The following is a 15,629-nucleotide window of genomic DNA, read 5'->3' as shown; positions in this document are numbered from 1 at the left end:
ACCCTAGGAGGCGGGTACGACACTTTGGGCGCGGTGACATGATCGGGCGGCGGGCTCACCGAGGGAGGAACGATGAAGGTCGTGGTCTTCGGCGCGACGGGCATGGTCGGGCAGGGCGTGTTGCGGGAGAGCCTGCTCGCGCCGGACGTCGAACAGGTGCTGGCCGTCGTCCGCACGCCGACCGGCGTCTCGCACCCCCGGCTGCGCGAGGTCCGTCTCGACGACTTCGCCGACCTCACCCCGATCAGGGAGCAGCTGCGCGGGTACGACGCCTGCTTCTACTGCCTGGGCGTGTCCTCGGTCGGCATGGACGAGGCGGCGTACACCCGGATCACCTACGACTACCCGATGACCGCCGCGCGCACCTTCGCGGAGCTCAACCCCGAAATCACCTTTGTGTACGTCTCGGGCGCCGGCACCAACCTCGAGGGCCGTCAGATGTGGGCCCGGGTGAAGGGGCGCGCCGAGCGGGACATCATCGCGCTGCTGCCCAACGGCTATGCCTTCCGCCCCGGCGTGATCCAGCCGACCCGCGGCGTGCGGTCCAAGACCCGTCTCTACAACGCCATCTACACGGCCGTCGGCCCGCTGATCCCGTTGCTGGTGCGGGTCGCGCCGAAATACGTCACCACCAGCGACCGCGTCAGCCAGGCCATGCTCCGGGCCGCTCGCGTCGGCTTTCCCGGCCACATCGTCGAGAACGCCGACCTGCGCTGACGCCATCCGGACGCGGAGCCGCTCGCGCGGCCGGGTCGCCGTCTGGCCCCAGGCGACCGCCGCGAAGGCGATGACCATGCCGGTCAGCTGCAGCGGAGTGAGCTGCTGGCCGAGCGCGGCCCAGCCGACCGCCGCGGCCACCAGCGGGGACAGCAGCCCCAGCAGGGCGACGCGCGCGGCGGGCAGGCGATCGAGGCCCCGGAACCACAGCGAGTAGGCCAGCGCCGTGCCGATCAGCGCGAGATACGCGTAGCCGGCCAGATTGGTCGCGCTCAGCCGGGGCGGCAGCCCCTCGGCCAGCAGCGCGACCGGCGCCAGCAGCAGGCCGCCGGCGGTCAGCTGCCAGCCGGTCGCGGCCAGCAGGGAGACGCCCGGCCGGCCCCAGCGCTTGGTGAGCACGAGCCCGAAGGCCATCGACGCCGTGCCCGTGAGCCCGGCGAGCACGCCGATGGTGTCGAGGCGGGCCGACGCCGTGAGCACGGCCAGCGCGACGCCGCCGGCCCCGGCGACGGCGGCCACGACCGTGCGCACCGGGACCCGCTCGGTCAGCAGCAGGACGGTCAGGCCCGCGACGACCAGCGGCTGAGCGGCGCCCAGAACCGCGGCCATGCCGCCGGGCAGCCGGTAGGCCGTGACGAACAGCAGCGCGAAGAACAGCCCTATGTTCAGGGCGCCCAGCACCGCCGAGCGCCACCACCACACCCCGCTCGGCAGGCGGCGGGTGACTGCGAGAAGCAGCAGGCCCGCGGGCAGGGCGCGCAGCACGCCGGCGAGCAGGGGACGACCCGGCGGCAGGAACTCCGTGGTGACCGCGTAGGTCGTGCCCCAGACGGCGGGCGTCACAGCGGTGAGAAGAAGCGACGACCTCATGACCCGACTCCCTCGACGGAAAGTATCTCGACATCGAGATAACACCGCGATAATCTCTCGTTGTCAAGAAGCTCGGCATCGAGATAATGAGTGGGTGACGCGAGATGCAGCTCAGCAGTCCGCCGACGACCGTGACGGGGTCGACCGCATCGTCGAGCAGTGGGCGCGCGAGCGGCCCGACCTCGAGACCACCGCGATGTCGGTCTTCGGCCGGATCTTCCGCCTGTCCCGCCTCGCCGGCGACCGGATGGAGAAGGCCTATGCCGCCTTCGGGATAGGCCGGCCCGAGTTCGACGTGCTGGCCACGCTGCGCCGGGCCGGCGATCCCTACCAGCTCTCCCCGGGTGAGCTGGCCGCCTCGATGATGCTGAGCACCGGCGGCACCACGGCGCGGCTCGACCGCCTGGAGAGAGCGGGGATGATCGAGCGGCTGCCGTCGCCGACCGACCGCCGCGGGGTGCTGGTGCGTCTGACGCCCCAGGGGTTCGACGTCATCGAGCAGGCGGTCGGCGCCGGGCTCGCCGAGCAGCGGCGCATGCTGGCGCATCTGCCGCAGAGCAAGCAGCGTCAGCTCGACGCCCTGCTGCGCGAGGCGCTGGCCGGCGTGCGCACCGACGCGGACGTCCGCTGGCTCGGGGCGAACCTGTCCGTCCGGCTGGAGGAGCCGGCCGGGTCGCCGCCGAAGCCGGACGCCGGGCAGCGGCCCGGCTCGGGCCGCGGCGCCTCGTAGCGGCCGGCTCGAGCCGGCCGCCGGGTCGGGGCTCGCCTCAGGCGGGGGCGCCGTGGCCGGCGGGGACGACCTCGTCCGGCCTCGGGGGCGGCGGCGGTGTGCCGTCGCCGAACGGGCGGCCGCCCAGCTTCTCGCGGCCGTGCTCGGTCAGCCAGCCGGAGAGGTCGGGGCCGGCCGGCACGATGCCGGTCGGATTGATGTCCTTGTGAACGATGTAGTAGTGCTCCTTGATGTGGACGAAGTCGGTGGTGTCGCCGAAGCCGGGCGTCTGGAACAGGTCCCGCGCATAGGCCCACAGCACCGGCATCTCGGTCAGCTTGCTGCGGTTGCACTTGAAGTGGCCGTGGTAGGCGGCATCGAAGCGGGCCAGCGTCGTGAAGAGCCGCACGTCCGCCTCGGTGATCGTGTCGCCGACCAGGTAACGGTGGTCGGCCAGGTGCTCCGAGAGCTGGTCGAGGCGGGAGAACAGCCGGTCGTACGCCTTCTGGTAGGCCTCCTGCGTGCCGGCGAACCCGGCCCGGTAGACGCCGTTGTTGACGTCGGCGAAGACGAACCGGTTGACCTTGTCGATCTGGTCGCGCAGCTCCTCGGGGTAGAGCTTCGGGGCGCCCTCGCGGTGGTGCTCCGTCCACTCCAGCGAGAGGTCGATGGTCATCTGCGCGAAGTCGTTGGTGACCACTTGGCCGGTCGGGATGTCGACGATGGCCGGCACGGTGATGCCCTTGTCGTAGCCGGGCATCCGCTTGAAGAACGCCTCCTGCAGCCGCTCGATGCCGAGGACGGGGTCCCGGCCGCCGGGGTCGAGGTCGAAGGTCCAGCTGCGCTCGTCGTGCGTCGGGCCCGCGATCCCCATCGACAGCGCGTCCTCGAGGCCGAGGAGCCGCCGCACGATGATCGCCCGGTTGGCCCAGGGGCAGGCGCGGGAGACCACGAGGCGGTACCGGCCGGGCTCGACCGGGTAGCCGTCCCGGCCGTCCGCGGTGATCCGGGTGGAGATGTACCGCTGGTCCCGGGTGAATTCGCCGGTCGGGTTCACGTACGCCATCCACCCATCCTGCAAGCAGCGGAGCGGATGTGCGCGGCGAACGGCGATGGCCGCCCTCGAGGAGGACGGCCATCGCCTTCGGCGGGCGGTCAGTCGCGGGCGCCGGTGAGCTCGGGGCGCAGCACCATCAGCACGCCCAGGGTGATGTACCCGACGACCAGGTGACCCGAGGCGGTGTAGCGCAGCACCTCGTCGCCGAAGGCGCCGGCCAGCGGGACGTTGACGATCGCCCAGCTCTCGGCGACCAGCGGCCAGCCGCGCAGCAGACCCTTCCAGCGGCCCGCCGTGGCGATCTTGATGGAGATGATGAACATGCCCAGCATGGACAGCGGCCAGAAGAAGTCCAGGACCATCATGGGGACGCTCTCGCGGGCGCCGGGCAGGGCGCTCCACAGGATCGTCCAGAGCGTGCCGAGGGCGAGCAGCACGTACTCGACCTTGAGCATGGCGCGGGCGGCGCGGGAGGTGCCCGTGGCCCGGGTCCGCAGCTGCGCGGTGATCAGGCCGAACAGGCTCAGCTGGAACGCCAGCGAGCTGATGTTGACGACCTGCCCGGCCACCTCGCCGTCCGGGTTGATGCCGTAGGCCAGCATTCCGGCGGCCCACAGCGCGGAGCCGGCGGCGACGCCCAGCCCCGCCCGGCGGACGAACGTACGGTTCGCACCGCCCTGCTCGGCGGACGCGGTCTCGTCGGTGCGGGCGGTGGCGGGCTTCACGGTGATCGACATTTTGTTCTCCGGTGCTCGGTTCGGTGCGACGACCAAACTTTCGTCGGGTCAAGTCCCGGGCCGAAAGGGCCGCGCGCCACCGGTGGCGTCCCCACGAAAGTCCCGGATCACCCGGGACTTTTGCCCGCTGCCCGAGGGACGCCCGAGCTGCGACGATGTCCCGCGTGACGCTCGCCGACAGCCTTCCGCCCGCCGGCCCGTACGCTCGCGGCAGCCGCGACGTGGCCCGCGCTCTCGCCTGGGGAGCGCTGACGGTCGGGCTCGTGGCCTTCGTGGCCTCGACCGTGCTCGACCTGCGGGTGCCGGCCGCCCATCGGGACGCCACGCTCACCGAGATGTCGTGGGAGGCCGGTCTCCCCGGGCTCGGTCTGCTCGTCCCCGGCGTGATCATGCTGCGCCGGCTGCCCCGGCATCCGGTCGCCTGGCTGCTCGTCGGCTCCGGGCTGCACTGGATCTTCGACGGCGCGGCCGCGACCTGGCTCGGATATGCGACGCTGCATGAGCTGCCCGGCGCCTCGGCGGCGTTCTGGGTCTACAACCGGCTCGGCGCCGCGCTGCTGATCTGGCTGCCGTTGCTGCTGCTCATCTATCCGAGCGGGCGCCTGCCTCAGGGGCGGTGGCGCGTCGCCGCGTACGCCGGTCTGGTCCTCTCCTCGCTGGCTCCGCTCGCGACCCTGGTGGTGCCGTCCCGGGTCGCCGACGCCCGCGAGGGTGGGCCGACGCCGGCCGCGCTCGCCGGCCTGGACCTCGATCCCGCCTCGCTTCCCCTGCCCGACAGCCTGTGGGTGCCGCTGCTGTCCGCGATGTGGATCGCGCTGCCGCTGGGCATGGTGGTCGCGTTCGCCGTGGTCGTCCGCCGGTTCCGGAAGGCGACCGGCGACGACCGGCTGGCCCTGCGCTGGCTGCTCTGGGCCGCGCTCGCCGACCTGCTCGTGTTCCTGTCCACCCTGCTGCTGCCCGGGTTCTCCGACGTCGCGATCGGGCCCGTGGTCACGCTCACCGGCGCGGCGATCACCATCGGCCTGGTCCGGCCGCGCCTGTTCGACGTCGACCGGCTGCTCGGCGGCACCGTCCTCTACGGCGCGATGGCGATAACGGTGCTGCTCGTGGACGCCTGCGTGCTCGGCGCGACCGGCGCCTTCCTCGGCGAGCGCCTGCCCGAACGCGACGCCGCCGTGGTCGCGATGCTCGTCGTCACCGCCGGCTACGGGCCGCTGCGGCACCGGCTCTGGATGGCGATCCGCCGGCTCGTGCTGGGGCGCCGCGACGATCCGTACCGGGTCGTGGCCGGCCTGGCCGAGCAGCTCGAGCGCTCGGAGTCGCCCTCCGGCGAGCTGCTCGCCGTGGCCCGGAAGATCGCCGAGGCGTTCCGCCTGCCGTACGTCGTGGTCGAGGTCGACCGGCCCGGCGGCGAACGGGTGGTGGCCACCTTCGGCGAGCCGGGCGGCGAGACGCGGACGCTGCCGATCGCCTATCGCGGCGAGACCGTGGGCCGGGTCGTGCTCCCCGCACGCGGTCCGCGGGTCGGCCTGTCGGCGCGCGACGAGCGGCTGCTCGCCGACGTCGTCCGTCAGGCCGCGATCGCCGCCCGGTCCGCCCACCTGGCCCAGGAGCTGCAGCGCAGCCGCGAGCAGATCGTGGCGGCCCGCGAGGAGGAGCGCCGCCGCCTGCGCCGCGACCTGCACGACGGGCTGGGGCCGACGCTCGGCGGGGTGGGGCTGCGCATCGACACCGCGCGCAACCTCGCCGGTCGCCGGCCCGAGGAGGCCGACCGGCTGCTGCGGCAGGCCCGTGAGGACGTCACCGCCGCGGTCACGGACGTGCGGCGTCTCGTGCACGACCTGCGGCCGCCGGCGCTCGACGACGTGGGACTGCTGGGGGCCGTACGCCAGCAGGCCGCCCGGCTGCGTGCCCCGGGGCTGACCGTCACCGTCGAAGGCGGCGACGACCTCGACGGGTTGCCCGCCGCGGTCGAGGTCGCGGCCTACCGCATCGCGTCCGAGGCGCTGACCAACGTGGCGAAGCACGCGTCGGCGACCGCCGCCCGCATCACGCTCGCGAGACAGGATGGCGCGCTGGTGGTCGAGGTGACGGACGACGGCGTCGGCATCCCGGCCGGCACCCCCAGCGGGGTGGGTCTGGTGTCGTTGCGTGAGCGCGCCGCCGAGCTGGGCGGCGACTGCCGCATAGAGTGCCCCGACGGCCGCGGAACGGTAGTGCGGGCCCGACTGCCGATGGGGGTGCTGGTGTGATCCGGGTACTCGTCGCCGACGACCATCCGATCTATCGGGACGGGCTGGCCGTGCTGCTCGCCTCGGTCGACGGCCTCGAAGTGGTCGGCACCGCGGCCGACGGGGTCGAGGCGGTGGCAGCGGCGACCCGGCTGCTGCCCGACGTCGTGGTGATGGACGTGCAGATGCCGCGGCTCAACGGCGTGGAGGCCACCCGCACGCTCACCACCGAGGCTCCCGGCGTGGGCATCGTGGTGCTGACCATGTCCGAGGACGACGGCACGGTGTTCGCGGCGATCCGCGCGGGCGCCCGCGGCTATCTGGTCAAGGGCGCCGAGCAGGAGGAGATCGTCCGCGCGATCACCACCGTGGCGGCCGGGGGAGCGGTCTTCGGCGCCACCCTCGCGCAGCGCATCGCCGAGTTCTTCGCTGCCGGCCCGCCCGCGCCCACCGACGCGTTCCCGCAGCTCACCGCCCGTGAGAGGGAGATCCTCGAGCTGCTCGCCGCCGGTCGTTCCAACCAGCAGATCGCCGCCGCCCTCTTCCTGTCGCCCAAGACCGTCCGCAACAACGTGTCCAATGTGTTCGCCAAGCTGCAGGTGGCCGATCGGGCCGAGGCGATCGTCCGGGCCCGGGAGGCCGGTCTGGGGCGCTGACCGCCGCCGTCTGGCAGAGTTGCCGGATGGCAGCCAAGATTCGTCGATACCTCGCCCAGTGGACGGTCTTCGTCCCGATCATCGCCGTGGCCGTGCTGGTCCTGACGTGGGGCCGCGACCTGCCGCCGCCCGTGGTGGTGCTGGCCGCCTGCCTGCTCGGCGGCGCCGTGCTCGCGGCCGTGCACCACGCCGAGGTGGTCGCCCACCGGGTCGGTGAGCCGTTCGGCTCGCTCGTGCTCGCGGTCGCGGTCACCATCATCGAGGTCGCCCTCATCGTCACGCTGATGATCAGCGGCGGCGAGAAGGCGCAGTCGCTCGCCCGCGACACCGTGTTCGCCGCCGTGATGATCACCTGCAACGGCCTGCTCGGCCTGTCGCTGCTGATCGGCGCGCTCCGCCGGCACGTCGCGGTCTTCAACGCCGAGGGCACCGGCGGCGCCTTCGCCACGGTCGCCACCATCGCGACGCTCGGCCTCGTGCTGCCCAGCTTCACGACGAGCCGCCCCGGCCCGCAGTTCTCACCCGCGCAGCTGGCCTTCGCCGCCGTCGCCTCGCTCGCCCTGTACGCGCTGTTCGTGACCGTGCAGACCCGCCGGCACCGCGACTACTTCCTGCCGATCACCACCAGCGGCAAGGTGATCGACGCCGAGGAGCACCTCGACCCGCCGTCGAGCCGTACGGCGCTGGCCAGCGTCGGCGTCCTCATGGTCGCGCTGATCGCGGTCGTCGGCCTCGCCAAGGGCGTCTCCCCGGCGATCGAGTCCGGCGTCGCCTCGATCGGCCTGCCCCAGGCGGTCGTCGGCGTCGTGATCGCGCTGCTGGTGCTGCTGCCCGAGACCATCGCCGCCGTCCGCGCCGCCGCCCGCGACCGCGTGCAGACCAGCCTCAACCTGGCGCTCGGCTCGGCGATGGCCAGCATCGGGCTGACCATCCCGGCGATCGCGATCGCGATGATCTGGCTGGAGGGGCCGCTGGTGCTCGGTCTGGGCGGCACCCAGATGGTGCTGCTGGGCCTGACCGTCGTCGTCGGCACGCTGACCGTCGTCCCGGGCCGCGCCAACGTGCTGCAGGGTGGCGTCCACCTGGCGCTGCTGGCCGCGTTCCTGTTCCTGGCCGCGAGTCCCTGACGTCCCGGCGTTGTCCACAGCGGCGAGTTGTCCACATCGCGCGACGCGAAGATCGGCCCAACCCGGCACAATGGCTGGCGGGGGTTCCCCCGGAGGAGGGTGGGGTCCGTCCGGCGTCGCTGCGCGCCGATCACCATCCGTTCAGCCTGTGATGAACCGGGCTGAGATCGGCGCCCGGTCGATCGGGGCCGCGGCGGAACTTCAGCCGCCTCCCGCCGGGCGATGCGAGTCATCAGCACACGCGAATGCCGCCGTTGACGGCGAGTCCAGCGGTCAGTATCGGGCCGCCGGCAAGCCTCGCGGCGGGGATGTGGAGCTGGCGAGCGTCGCGGTGGAGAGGTGGAGCTGGCGAGTGCCGTGGCGGGGAGGTCGAGCTGGGGAACGTCGCGGTGGAGAGGTGTAGCCGGCGGGTGTCGTGGCGGGGAGGTCGGGCCGGTGAGCGTCGCGGCGGGGAGTAGAGCCGGCGGGTGTCGTGGCGGGAGGTGGAGCTGGCGAGCGTCGCGGTGGAGAGGTGTAGCTGGCGAGCGCCGTGGCGGGAGGTGGAGCTGGCGAGCGCCGAGGCGGAGAGGTCGAGCTGGCGGGTGTCGCGGCGGAGAGGTCGAGCCGATGAGCGTCGCGGCGGAGAGGTAGAGCCGACGGGTGTCGTGGGGGAGGTCGAACCGGCGGGGCGGCGGAGTGGCAGCCCTCAGGCCGAGTCTCGCTGCACCAACGAGGGCTCGTAGATCACGGAGGAGACGCGCATGGTGGGGTCCTCGATGCGGGCCAGAAGGAGCCTTGCGGCCTCGGCGGCCATGTCCTCCAGCGGATGCCGGATGGTGGTCAGCGCCGGGGAGGCGGCGACGGCGGCGCTGCTGTCGTCGAAACCGACGACGGCCACGTCGTCGGGCACGCGGCGGGCCGCCGCGCGCAGGGCGGCGAGGGCGCCGAGCGCCATCAGGTCGTTGGCGACGAAGACGCCGTCCAGGTCGGGGTCGGTGGCCAGCAGGGTCCGCATGGCCTCCTCGCCGCTGTCGCGGGTGAAGTTGCCGGTGGCGGTCGGCACCCAGCCGTGGCCGCGGCGGGCCAGGGCGCGCCGGAAGCCGGCTATGCGGTCGCTGCTGGCGGGCACGTCGGCGGGGCCGGAGATCATGCCGATCTGCCGGCAGCCGCGGGCGAGCAGGTGGTCGGCGGCGAGCGCGGCGCCGGTGTCGTTCGCGAGGTCGACGTAGTCGATGGGCACGGGCTCGGCGGGGCGGCCGATCAGCACCGCGGGCACGCCGCCCTCGGTGAGCATCCGCGGCAGCGGGTCGACGGGGGGCAGCGACAGCACGATGGCGCCGTCGGCCTGGCCGTTGCGGAGGTCGCCGACGAGCCGGCGGCCGTCGTCGGGGCCCACGATCTGCAGCGCCAGCTGGACGCCCCGCTCGCGGAGCACGCTCATCAGCCCGCCGACGACCCGCCCGAAGTACGGGTCGGCGAAGAACCGGCCCATGAACGGGTCGTCGTCGTGCGGCTCGGAGTCGGAGACGACCAGCGCCACCGTGCCCGTGCGGCGGGTGACCAGCGAGCGGGCCAGCCGGTTCGGCACGTAGCCGGTGCGGCCCACGGCGTCCCACACGACCTCGTGCAGCTGGGGGTCGACGTTGCGGATCCCGTTGATCACGCGGGAGACGGTCGCCCGGGACACTCCGGCGATCCGGGCCACGTCCTCCAGGGTGGGGAGCCGCTCCGTTCTCATGACCGTCTTTATAGCACGGCAGGAGAGCGCTCTCCTTCGATGCGTCGGCCGGAGGCGGGCCGAGTTCCGGAACCAGGGGAAACACCCGTACGTATTGACGCCCTTGACATCGCGGCGTAACACTCGGAAAGCGCTCTCCAACCCCGAAGGAGACCTCGTGAATCCCCGAACCCCAAGGCGCTTGCTTACTTCGGCGGCGGTCGCGGCCCTCACCGCCACCGCCGTCCTCACCGGTGTCCACACGGCCCAGGCCGCGGACACCCTGCTCTCCCAGGGCAGACCCGCCCTCGCCTCGTCGACCGAGAACGGTGGCGCCCCGGCCGCCGCGGCCGTCGACGGCAACCTCACCACCCGGTGGGGCAGCGCGTGGAGCGACCCGCAGTGGCTGCGCGTCGACCTCGGCGGCACGGCCACCATCAGCCAGGTGAAGCTCACCTGGGAGGCCGCGTACGCCAAGGCCTTCCAGATCCAGACCTCGGCGGACGGCGCCGCGTGGTCGACCGTCTACAGCACAACCACGGCCACGGGCGGCGCGCAGACCCTCCCGGTCGCCGGCTCGGGTCGCTACGTCCGCGTGTACGGAACGCAGCGGGCCACCGGCTACGGCTACTCCCTGTACGAGTTCCAGGTGTACGGAACGCTCTCCACCCCGCCGCCGACGGGCGGACCGGGGTACGTGCTGGCGAACCCGCCCGTGACCGGCGTGACCCCGTCGACCGCGGTGCCGCCGGACACCAACCCGCCCACCACGCACCACGAGTTCCAGGCGAACTGCTCGGTGAGCCGCGGCAACCTCAACGACGACCCGATCGTGTTCCCCGGGCTGCCCGGCGCCTCGCACTCGCACACGTTCATGGGCAACACCACCACGTACGCCGGAAGCACGCTGGCAAGCCTGCAGGCGGGCGGCACCTCGTGCATCACGCCCGGTGACAAGACCGGCTACTGGATGCCCACGCTGCTCAACGGCGACACCGCGGTGCAGCCGGTGGGGCGGCAGGTCATCTACTACAAGTCCGGGGTCATCGACTACCGCAGCGTGCGGCCGTTCCCGGCCGGGTTGCGCTACGTGGTCGGGAGCCCCACCGCCTCGATCGACGACTTCCGCAACAGCCCCGGCGCGGTCGAGGGCTTCGAGTGCGGCGACCTGTCGTTCAACTGGGACATTCCGGCCACCTGCGCGGCGGGCACCCAGCTCAACGTCCGTTACCAGGCGCCGAGCTGCTGGAACGGGCTGCACCTGGACACGCCGGACCACAAGAGCCACATGGCGTACCCGGTGCTCGGCGTCTGCCCGGCCTCGCACCCGGTCGCGGTTCCGATGATCGAGTTCAAGATGGCGTGGCCGGTCAGCGGGAGCATGAGCAACGTCCGGTTCTCCAGCGGCCGCGGCTTCTCGTTCCACTACGACGTCTTCAACGCCTGGGACGGCCCGACGCTGGCCGCGCTCGTCCGCCACTGCATCAACGGCGGGCTCCAGTGCGACCCGCGCGGGTTCGATCTCTACAAGCCCGACCGCGGAGCGGCCCTGAACGCGAACTACGAACTGCCGTAAACCCCGGCGAAAAGAAGCGGGCGCCGCTGCGGAAAGGCGGCGCCCGCTTTTACGGCGCGGTGCTCGGCATTGTGGACAGAACTGCCTGGCGAGAACGCAGAATCTGCAGCGCCAATGCGCGGGTCTGCGGCTCGACCCCCGAACTGTCCTCACTGCGCGCGAGGTTCCGGCTCTGCTCGAGGTGGGCCTTGATGAGCTTCGTCGTGGTCCGGTCGAAGGCAGGCCCGGTCAGCCGGGTGAGCTCGGTGACCTGTTCGGGGGTGACCATCCCGGGCATCGGCATGCCCTCGTGCGGGTTCTCCGCCGGCAGCCCGGCGCGCGCGTGCAGCTGCCGCAGGACGCTCAGCTCGGCATCGGTGAACGTCTTGACCTGCGCCGTCAGGGCCAGCGTGCTCGCGTCGGTGGTGTGTTTCGGCGCCAGCTCGAGCAGCGGCAGCAGCTGCTCGTCCATAGCGATGTTGATCTCGATCCAGGCCAGGTCGGTGCCGCCGAACGCGGCCGACGAGGCCTGCCCCGACGGCTGGCCTGACGACTGAGCCGCCGGCGCCGCGGTCGTGCCGCTCCCCGGCGTCGAGCAGCCCGCCACCCCGAGGACGGCAACGAGCAACAGACGAGAAAGCGCTTTCACGTCCGCGAGTCTGGCAATTCCGAGATCCGGTGTCAATGATTCGACAGCGATGAATGGCGACCGGCTCGAACAATGATTTTTCTGTTATTCGCGCCGCCGCTCGCCGTCAGGCGTTCTCCCACAGGCCGATGAGATTGCCCTCGGTGTCGTGGAAGTACGCGCTGAAGCCCATGGTGCCGACCGGCTGACGGCCGATCGCCACCTTGCCGCCCAGTTTCTCGATCGTCACCAGCGCGTCGTCGATGCTGTCGACGCCCACGGTGATCACCGGCGCCGTGATCGGACCCTGGCGGGCCAGCATGCCGCCGTTGACGCCGCCCGGCTCGGCGGGCCGGCCCTGCTCGTCGGTGGGCGTGGTCGTGACCAGCGTGTATCGGAAGTTCGGCATCGAGTTGAGCTCCCAGCCGAAGGCCTCGCGGTAGAACGTCGTGGCGCGCTCGCCGTCGTCGAACGGAACCTCGAAATGGATCACCCTGTCCATCTCGTCACCTCCTCGACCTCCGACCTTAGGACGCCGGCCGCAGGTGCAGAAGGGTCGAAAGTACGGGAAGCGCGGAGGGCGCCGTGGCGCAAAGCCACGACGCCACGACGCCCTCCGGAGACGTCAGCGCCGATAGACGCCGAACTCCCACAGCGAGTACCCGTAGGTGGTGGCGCGCCCCGTGCCGTTCATCCGGACATAGCGCCCCGACCCTGAGACGTCGAGCTCGTCGAAGCCGCCGTCCCCGCTGGTCGTCGCGTAGACGGTGGTCCAGGTGGAGCCGTCGTTCGACGTCTGGATCTGGTAACCGGTCGCGTACGCCGCCTCCCACGCCAACCGCACGTTCGTGAACGACTGCACCGAGCCCAGGTCGACCTGCAGCCACGCCGAGCCCGTCCATTCGCTGGCCCATCGGGTGCCGTAGTCGCCGTCGGTCGCGTACGCGGGAAGCTGCGGCCCGTTGGCGCCGGTCGGCTGGTGGCTGGACGCGGTCGTGGTCTTTCCGCGTGAGAGGTTGGTGCCCGTCTCGGGCGGCGCCACCACGCGGATCGACTTCTGCTCGATCCCCACGTTGCCGTGCCCGTCGTAGGCGTACACATAGACCTTCCACACCCCGAGCCGCTCGGGCGCCCTGGCGGTGAACGTGCCGTTGCCGTTGTCGGTGAAGGTCACGTTCGTCAGCCCGGTGCCGCCGCCCGCGTACTTGTCGGAGTACATGAGGTTGTAGCGGATCAGGTCGCCCTGCGGGTCCGACGCCGTCACCCCGACCGTGAGCGAACCCCCGGCGGGTACGGCGGTCTGGCTCGACACGGTCATGCCGGTGATCTCCGGCGGCGTGTTGGCCGGCGCCTGCCCGGTCCACGCCCGGCTCAGCGAGTAGTAGCCGTGCCGCCGCCATCCGCCGGTGAAGGTGTTGAGCCAGACCCCGCCGAAGTCGTTCTCGAGCCCGTAGTGGAACTCGGTCGCGCCCAGCGCCACCTTGGGGTGCGCGGCGATCTCGGCCCAGCTGCTCGCGTACTGATCACGCTTCTGCAGGTCGGTGGGCTCGGCCGGGACGCCGTTGACGTCGTTGGGCACCTCCCACTCTCCCGCGGGGCCGGCCTCGGTGACGATGTAGGGCTTGGTGTACCCGCCGGCCACCCAGTCCGGATAGATGTTGCCGATGGCGCCGTACGAGTTGACCGCGAGCAGGTCGAGGTCGGGCGCGTACTGCTTGTAGTAGGGCCAGGCGCCGGTGTACGCGTCGGTCGACGTCACCGGGTGGTTCGGGTCGGCGGCGTGGATGGCCTGCGCGACCTCGTTCACGAACTTCGCGTAGCCGACGCGCCGCGCCTCGACCTCGGCCGCGGACAGCCCGTGGTCCTGCATCGTGAGGATGACCTCGTTGCCGACGTCCCACAGCAGGACGCCTGGGTGGTTCTTCAAGGTATTGACCCGCGCCACGATCTCGGCCTTGACGGAGTTCTTGTACGCGGTGTCGTTGACGTAGTCGGCGCCCTGGTTGAGCCATTGGCCGACGATCACCTTGATCCCCTGCCGCGAGGCGCGGTCGAGCAGCGTCGGGGTGTTCGCGTCGTCCACGCCCCAGGTGCGGATCGTGTTCGCGCCCATGTTCCGCAGGTCGCGCATGTACCCGTCAGCGGCTGCCTGCGGAGGACCGTACGTCAGGCCCTTGACCTGGTAGGGCGAGCCGTTGACCTGCAGTTGCCAGTTGCCCTGGCCGCCGGTGACCTTGACGACGCTGGGCCCGGCCGGCGCGGCCGGGTCGGTCATCGCGGGCGGAACCGTGCCGGTCGCGGTGCGGGCCACGCTGACCGAGTCGACGCTGAGCACGCCGCCCGGGGTGGTGTCCGCGGTCGGTGTCGTACGGCCCGCGATCGCATTCGGCAGCGAGCCGCCGATCGCGAGGTCGAGCCGCAGGAAGAAGCCGTGGTGCACGGCCGCGCTCCACGCCGCGACGCCGACCTGCGACTCGCGGACCACCCACGTCTGCCGCCCGTCGAGGTAGAAGCGGATCTCCTCGTCGGTCCTCGTCCGGTCGATGATCTGCGTGTACTCGTGGTAGCCGGTCCGGCAGCCGGCGCAGGTGGCGAAGCCGGAGGAGCGCCCGTTGTACTCCGCGCACGGTCCGTCCGGCGCCGTCCCGCAGTGCAGCGTCTGGGCGAGCCGGCTGCGGCCGTTGACGTCGGTCATGATGTCGGTCTCGCCGATGCCCGGCCAGTTGGTGTAGTTGCCGCGGTACGCCGCTCCGGTCGCCCGGAACCCCGGCCAGTAACCGAGCGCGTTGGCGACGTCCGGCTGCTTGAGCACCGCGGTGAACCTGGTCTGCTGCCCGGGCAGCGGCTCGAAGTCGGCGCGCTGGGTCTCGAGGCGGCCGGAGGTCCAGGCGCCGTTGCCGTCGCGGATCGCCTTGATCGAGAGGCGGCCGTTGCCGTCGAGCGACACGTTCGCCGTGCTCGCGCTGGCGGTCTCGACCTCGCCGGTGCCCCAGTTGGCGGCGCCGCCGGGGTACGACGTGCCGGTGCGCAGCAGCCAGTTGGCGCTCGAGGGCGAGGTGCCCGCCGGGCCGTCGAAGGTGTCCTGCCAGATCGTCGTGAAGTTCCCGGGCGGCGGGTCGGCCGGCGGGGTGCCCCCGGTGGTGCCGTAGACCTTGAACTCCCACAGCGAGTAGCCGTAGCCGCCGTTGCGCTGCGTGCCGTAGAGGCGCACGTACCGGCCGGTGCCGCTCACGGCGATCGTCTCGGTGCCGCCGGCGCCGTTGGTCTTGGAATGGACAGTGGTCCAAGCGTTGCCGTCGGCGGAGGTCTGGATCTGGTACGCCGTGCCGTAGGCGGCCTCCCACTGCAGGACGACGGAGGTGATGGTCGCGGTGGCGCCCAGGTCCACCCGCAGCCACTGCGGATCGGCGAACTGGCTCGACCAGCGGGTGCCGGTGTTGCCGTCGGTCGCGTTGGCGGCGACCGTGTCGGCGGTCTCGCTGGACGAGGCGGTTGTGGGTTTGCCCTGCGACAGCAGGGTGTCGGCGGCGTACGCGCCGTGCGGGGACACGGCCAGGGACGCGCCCGCGAGCGCGACCGCGAGGGGGATGACGAGCCGGCGCCACAGCCGTGGCGGGGAGGTTGCCGTGTTCACGGGGACTCCTGG

Annotated in this window: 12 protein-coding genes; 5 read left to right on the top strand and 7 right to left on the bottom strand. The window is 72.1% G+C overall.

The features are described from left to right. Window positions 1-3: 3 nt before the first annotated feature. Entirely contained in the window at window positions 4-1,587 is a 1,584-nt protein-coding gene (locus tag ACSNN8_RS02930; RefSeq protein WP_436646823.1) for a DMT family transporter, read from the bottom strand. Between the two features lie 94 nt (window positions 1,588-1,681). Here ACSNN8_RS02930 and ACSNN8_RS02925 point away from each other — a divergent pair, with 94 nt between their 5' ends. Next, window positions 1,682-2,317 (top strand): MarR family winged helix-turn-helix transcriptional regulator, encoded by a 636-nt coding sequence (locus ACSNN8_RS02925; RefSeq protein ID WP_436646822.1) that lies wholly within the window; start codon window positions 1,682-1,684, stop codon window positions 2,315-2,317. Between the two features lie 37 nt (window positions 2,318-2,354). Here ACSNN8_RS02925 and ACSNN8_RS02920 read toward each other — a convergent pair whose 3' ends face one another. Continuing rightward, window positions 2,355-3,362 carry a glutathione S-transferase family protein gene (locus tag ACSNN8_RS02920; RefSeq protein WP_436646821.1) on the bottom strand — a complete coding sequence of 336 codons (1,008 nt, stop codon included), beginning with the start codon at window positions 3,360-3,362 and terminating at the stop codon, window positions 2,355-2,357. Between the two features lie 89 nt (window positions 3,363-3,451). Then, complete coding sequence (locus ACSNN8_RS02915) at window positions 3,452-4,090, bottom strand: hypothetical protein (protein ID WP_436646820.1); 639 nt, start codon at window positions 4,088-4,090, stop codon at window positions 3,452-3,454. Window positions 4,091-4,254: 164 nt separating this feature from the next. Here ACSNN8_RS02915 and ACSNN8_RS02910 point away from each other — a divergent pair, with 164 nt between their 5' ends. The 3 genes from ACSNN8_RS02910 to ACSNN8_RS02900 are packed head-to-tail and all read left to right on the top strand — an operon-like array spanning window position 4,255 to window position 8,104. Next, on the top strand, window positions 4,255-6,342 hold the full coding sequence (locus tag ACSNN8_RS02910) for a sensor histidine kinase (RefSeq protein WP_436646819.1): 2,088 nt from the start codon (window positions 4,255-4,257) through the stop codon (window positions 6,340-6,342). Further along, window positions 6,339-6,977: a response regulator gene (locus tag ACSNN8_RS02905; RefSeq protein ID WP_436646818.1), complete on the top strand. Its 639-nt coding sequence runs from the start codon at window positions 6,339-6,341 to the stop codon at window positions 6,975-6,977. Before ACSNN8_RS02910 ends, ACSNN8_RS02905 begins: the two co-directional genes overlap by 4 nt. A 26-nt stretch (window positions 6,978-7,003) precedes the next feature. Beyond that, a complete protein-coding gene (locus ACSNN8_RS02900; protein ID WP_436646817.1) occupies window positions 7,004-8,104 on the top strand; it encodes a calcium:proton antiporter in 1,101 nt (366 codons plus the stop codon). A 685-nt stretch (window positions 8,105-8,789) separates the two neighbouring features. Here the strand turns inward: ACSNN8_RS02900 and ACSNN8_RS02895 are convergent. Beyond that, entirely contained in the window at window positions 8,790-9,821 is a 1,032-nt protein-coding gene (locus ACSNN8_RS02895; RefSeq protein WP_436646816.1) for a LacI family DNA-binding transcriptional regulator, read from the bottom strand. A 157-nt stretch (window positions 9,822-9,978) separates the two neighbouring features. Between ACSNN8_RS02895 and ACSNN8_RS02890 the strand changes: the two genes are divergently transcribed. Continuing rightward, window positions 9,979-11,376: a DUF1996 domain-containing protein gene (locus ACSNN8_RS02890; protein WP_436646814.1), complete on the top strand. Its 1,398-nt coding sequence runs from the start codon at window positions 9,979-9,981 to the stop codon at window positions 11,374-11,376. Between the two features lie 49 nt (window positions 11,377-11,425). Here the strand turns inward: ACSNN8_RS02890 and ACSNN8_RS02885 are convergent, their stop codons facing one another. The 3 genes from ACSNN8_RS02885 to ACSNN8_RS02875 form a co-directional block, all read right to left on the bottom strand. Further along, window positions 11,426-12,040, bottom strand: coding sequence for a DUF305 domain-containing protein (locus ACSNN8_RS02885; RefSeq protein ID WP_436646813.1), 615 nt, complete (start codon window positions 12,038-12,040; stop codon window positions 11,426-11,428). A 70-nt stretch (window positions 12,041-12,110) separates the two neighbouring features. Then, window positions 12,111-12,485: a VOC family protein gene (locus tag ACSNN8_RS02880; RefSeq protein WP_436646811.1), complete on the bottom strand. Its 375-nt coding sequence runs from the start codon at window positions 12,483-12,485 to the stop codon at window positions 12,111-12,113. Between the two features lie 123 nt (window positions 12,486-12,608). Continuing rightward, window positions 12,609-15,617 carry a discoidin domain-containing protein gene (locus tag ACSNN8_RS02875; RefSeq protein ID WP_436646809.1) on the bottom strand — a complete coding sequence of 1,003 codons (3,009 nt, stop codon included), beginning with the start codon at window positions 15,615-15,617 and terminating at the stop codon, window positions 12,609-12,611. Between the last annotated feature and the right edge of the window lie 12 nt (window positions 15,618-15,629).

This window comes from Actinoplanes sp. URMC 104, assembly GCF_051386375.1.
Taxonomy (GTDB): Bacteria; Actinomycetota; Actinomycetes; order Mycobacteriales; family Micromonosporaceae; genus Actinoplanes.
Note: the sequence above shows the minus strand (reverse complement) of the source record. Positions and strands in the feature narration are given on the sequence as shown.

Coding starts and splice junctions, on each gene's coding strand:
- ACSNN8_RS02900 (WP_436646817.1), top strand. CDS start 7,004: ATGGCAGCCAAGATTCGTCGATACCTCGCCCAGTGGACGGTCTTCGTC.
- ACSNN8_RS02895 (WP_436646816.1), bottom strand. CDS start 9,821: ATGAGAACGGAGCGGCTCCCCACCCTGGAGGACGTGGCCCGGATCGCC.
- ACSNN8_RS02930 (WP_436646823.1), bottom strand. CDS start 1,587: ATGAGGTCGTCGCTTCTTCTCACCGCTGTGACGCCCGCCGTCTGGGGC.
- ACSNN8_RS02880 (WP_436646811.1), bottom strand. CDS start 12,485: ATGGACAGGGTGATCCATTTCGAGGTTCCGTTCGACGACGGCGAGCGC.
- ACSNN8_RS02915 (WP_436646820.1), bottom strand. CDS start 4,090: ATGTCGATCACCGTGAAGCCCGCCACCGCCCGCACCGACGAGACCGCG.
- ACSNN8_RS02920 (WP_436646821.1), bottom strand. CDS start 3,362: ATGGCGTACGTGAACCCGACCGGCGAATTCACCCGGGACCAGCGGTAC.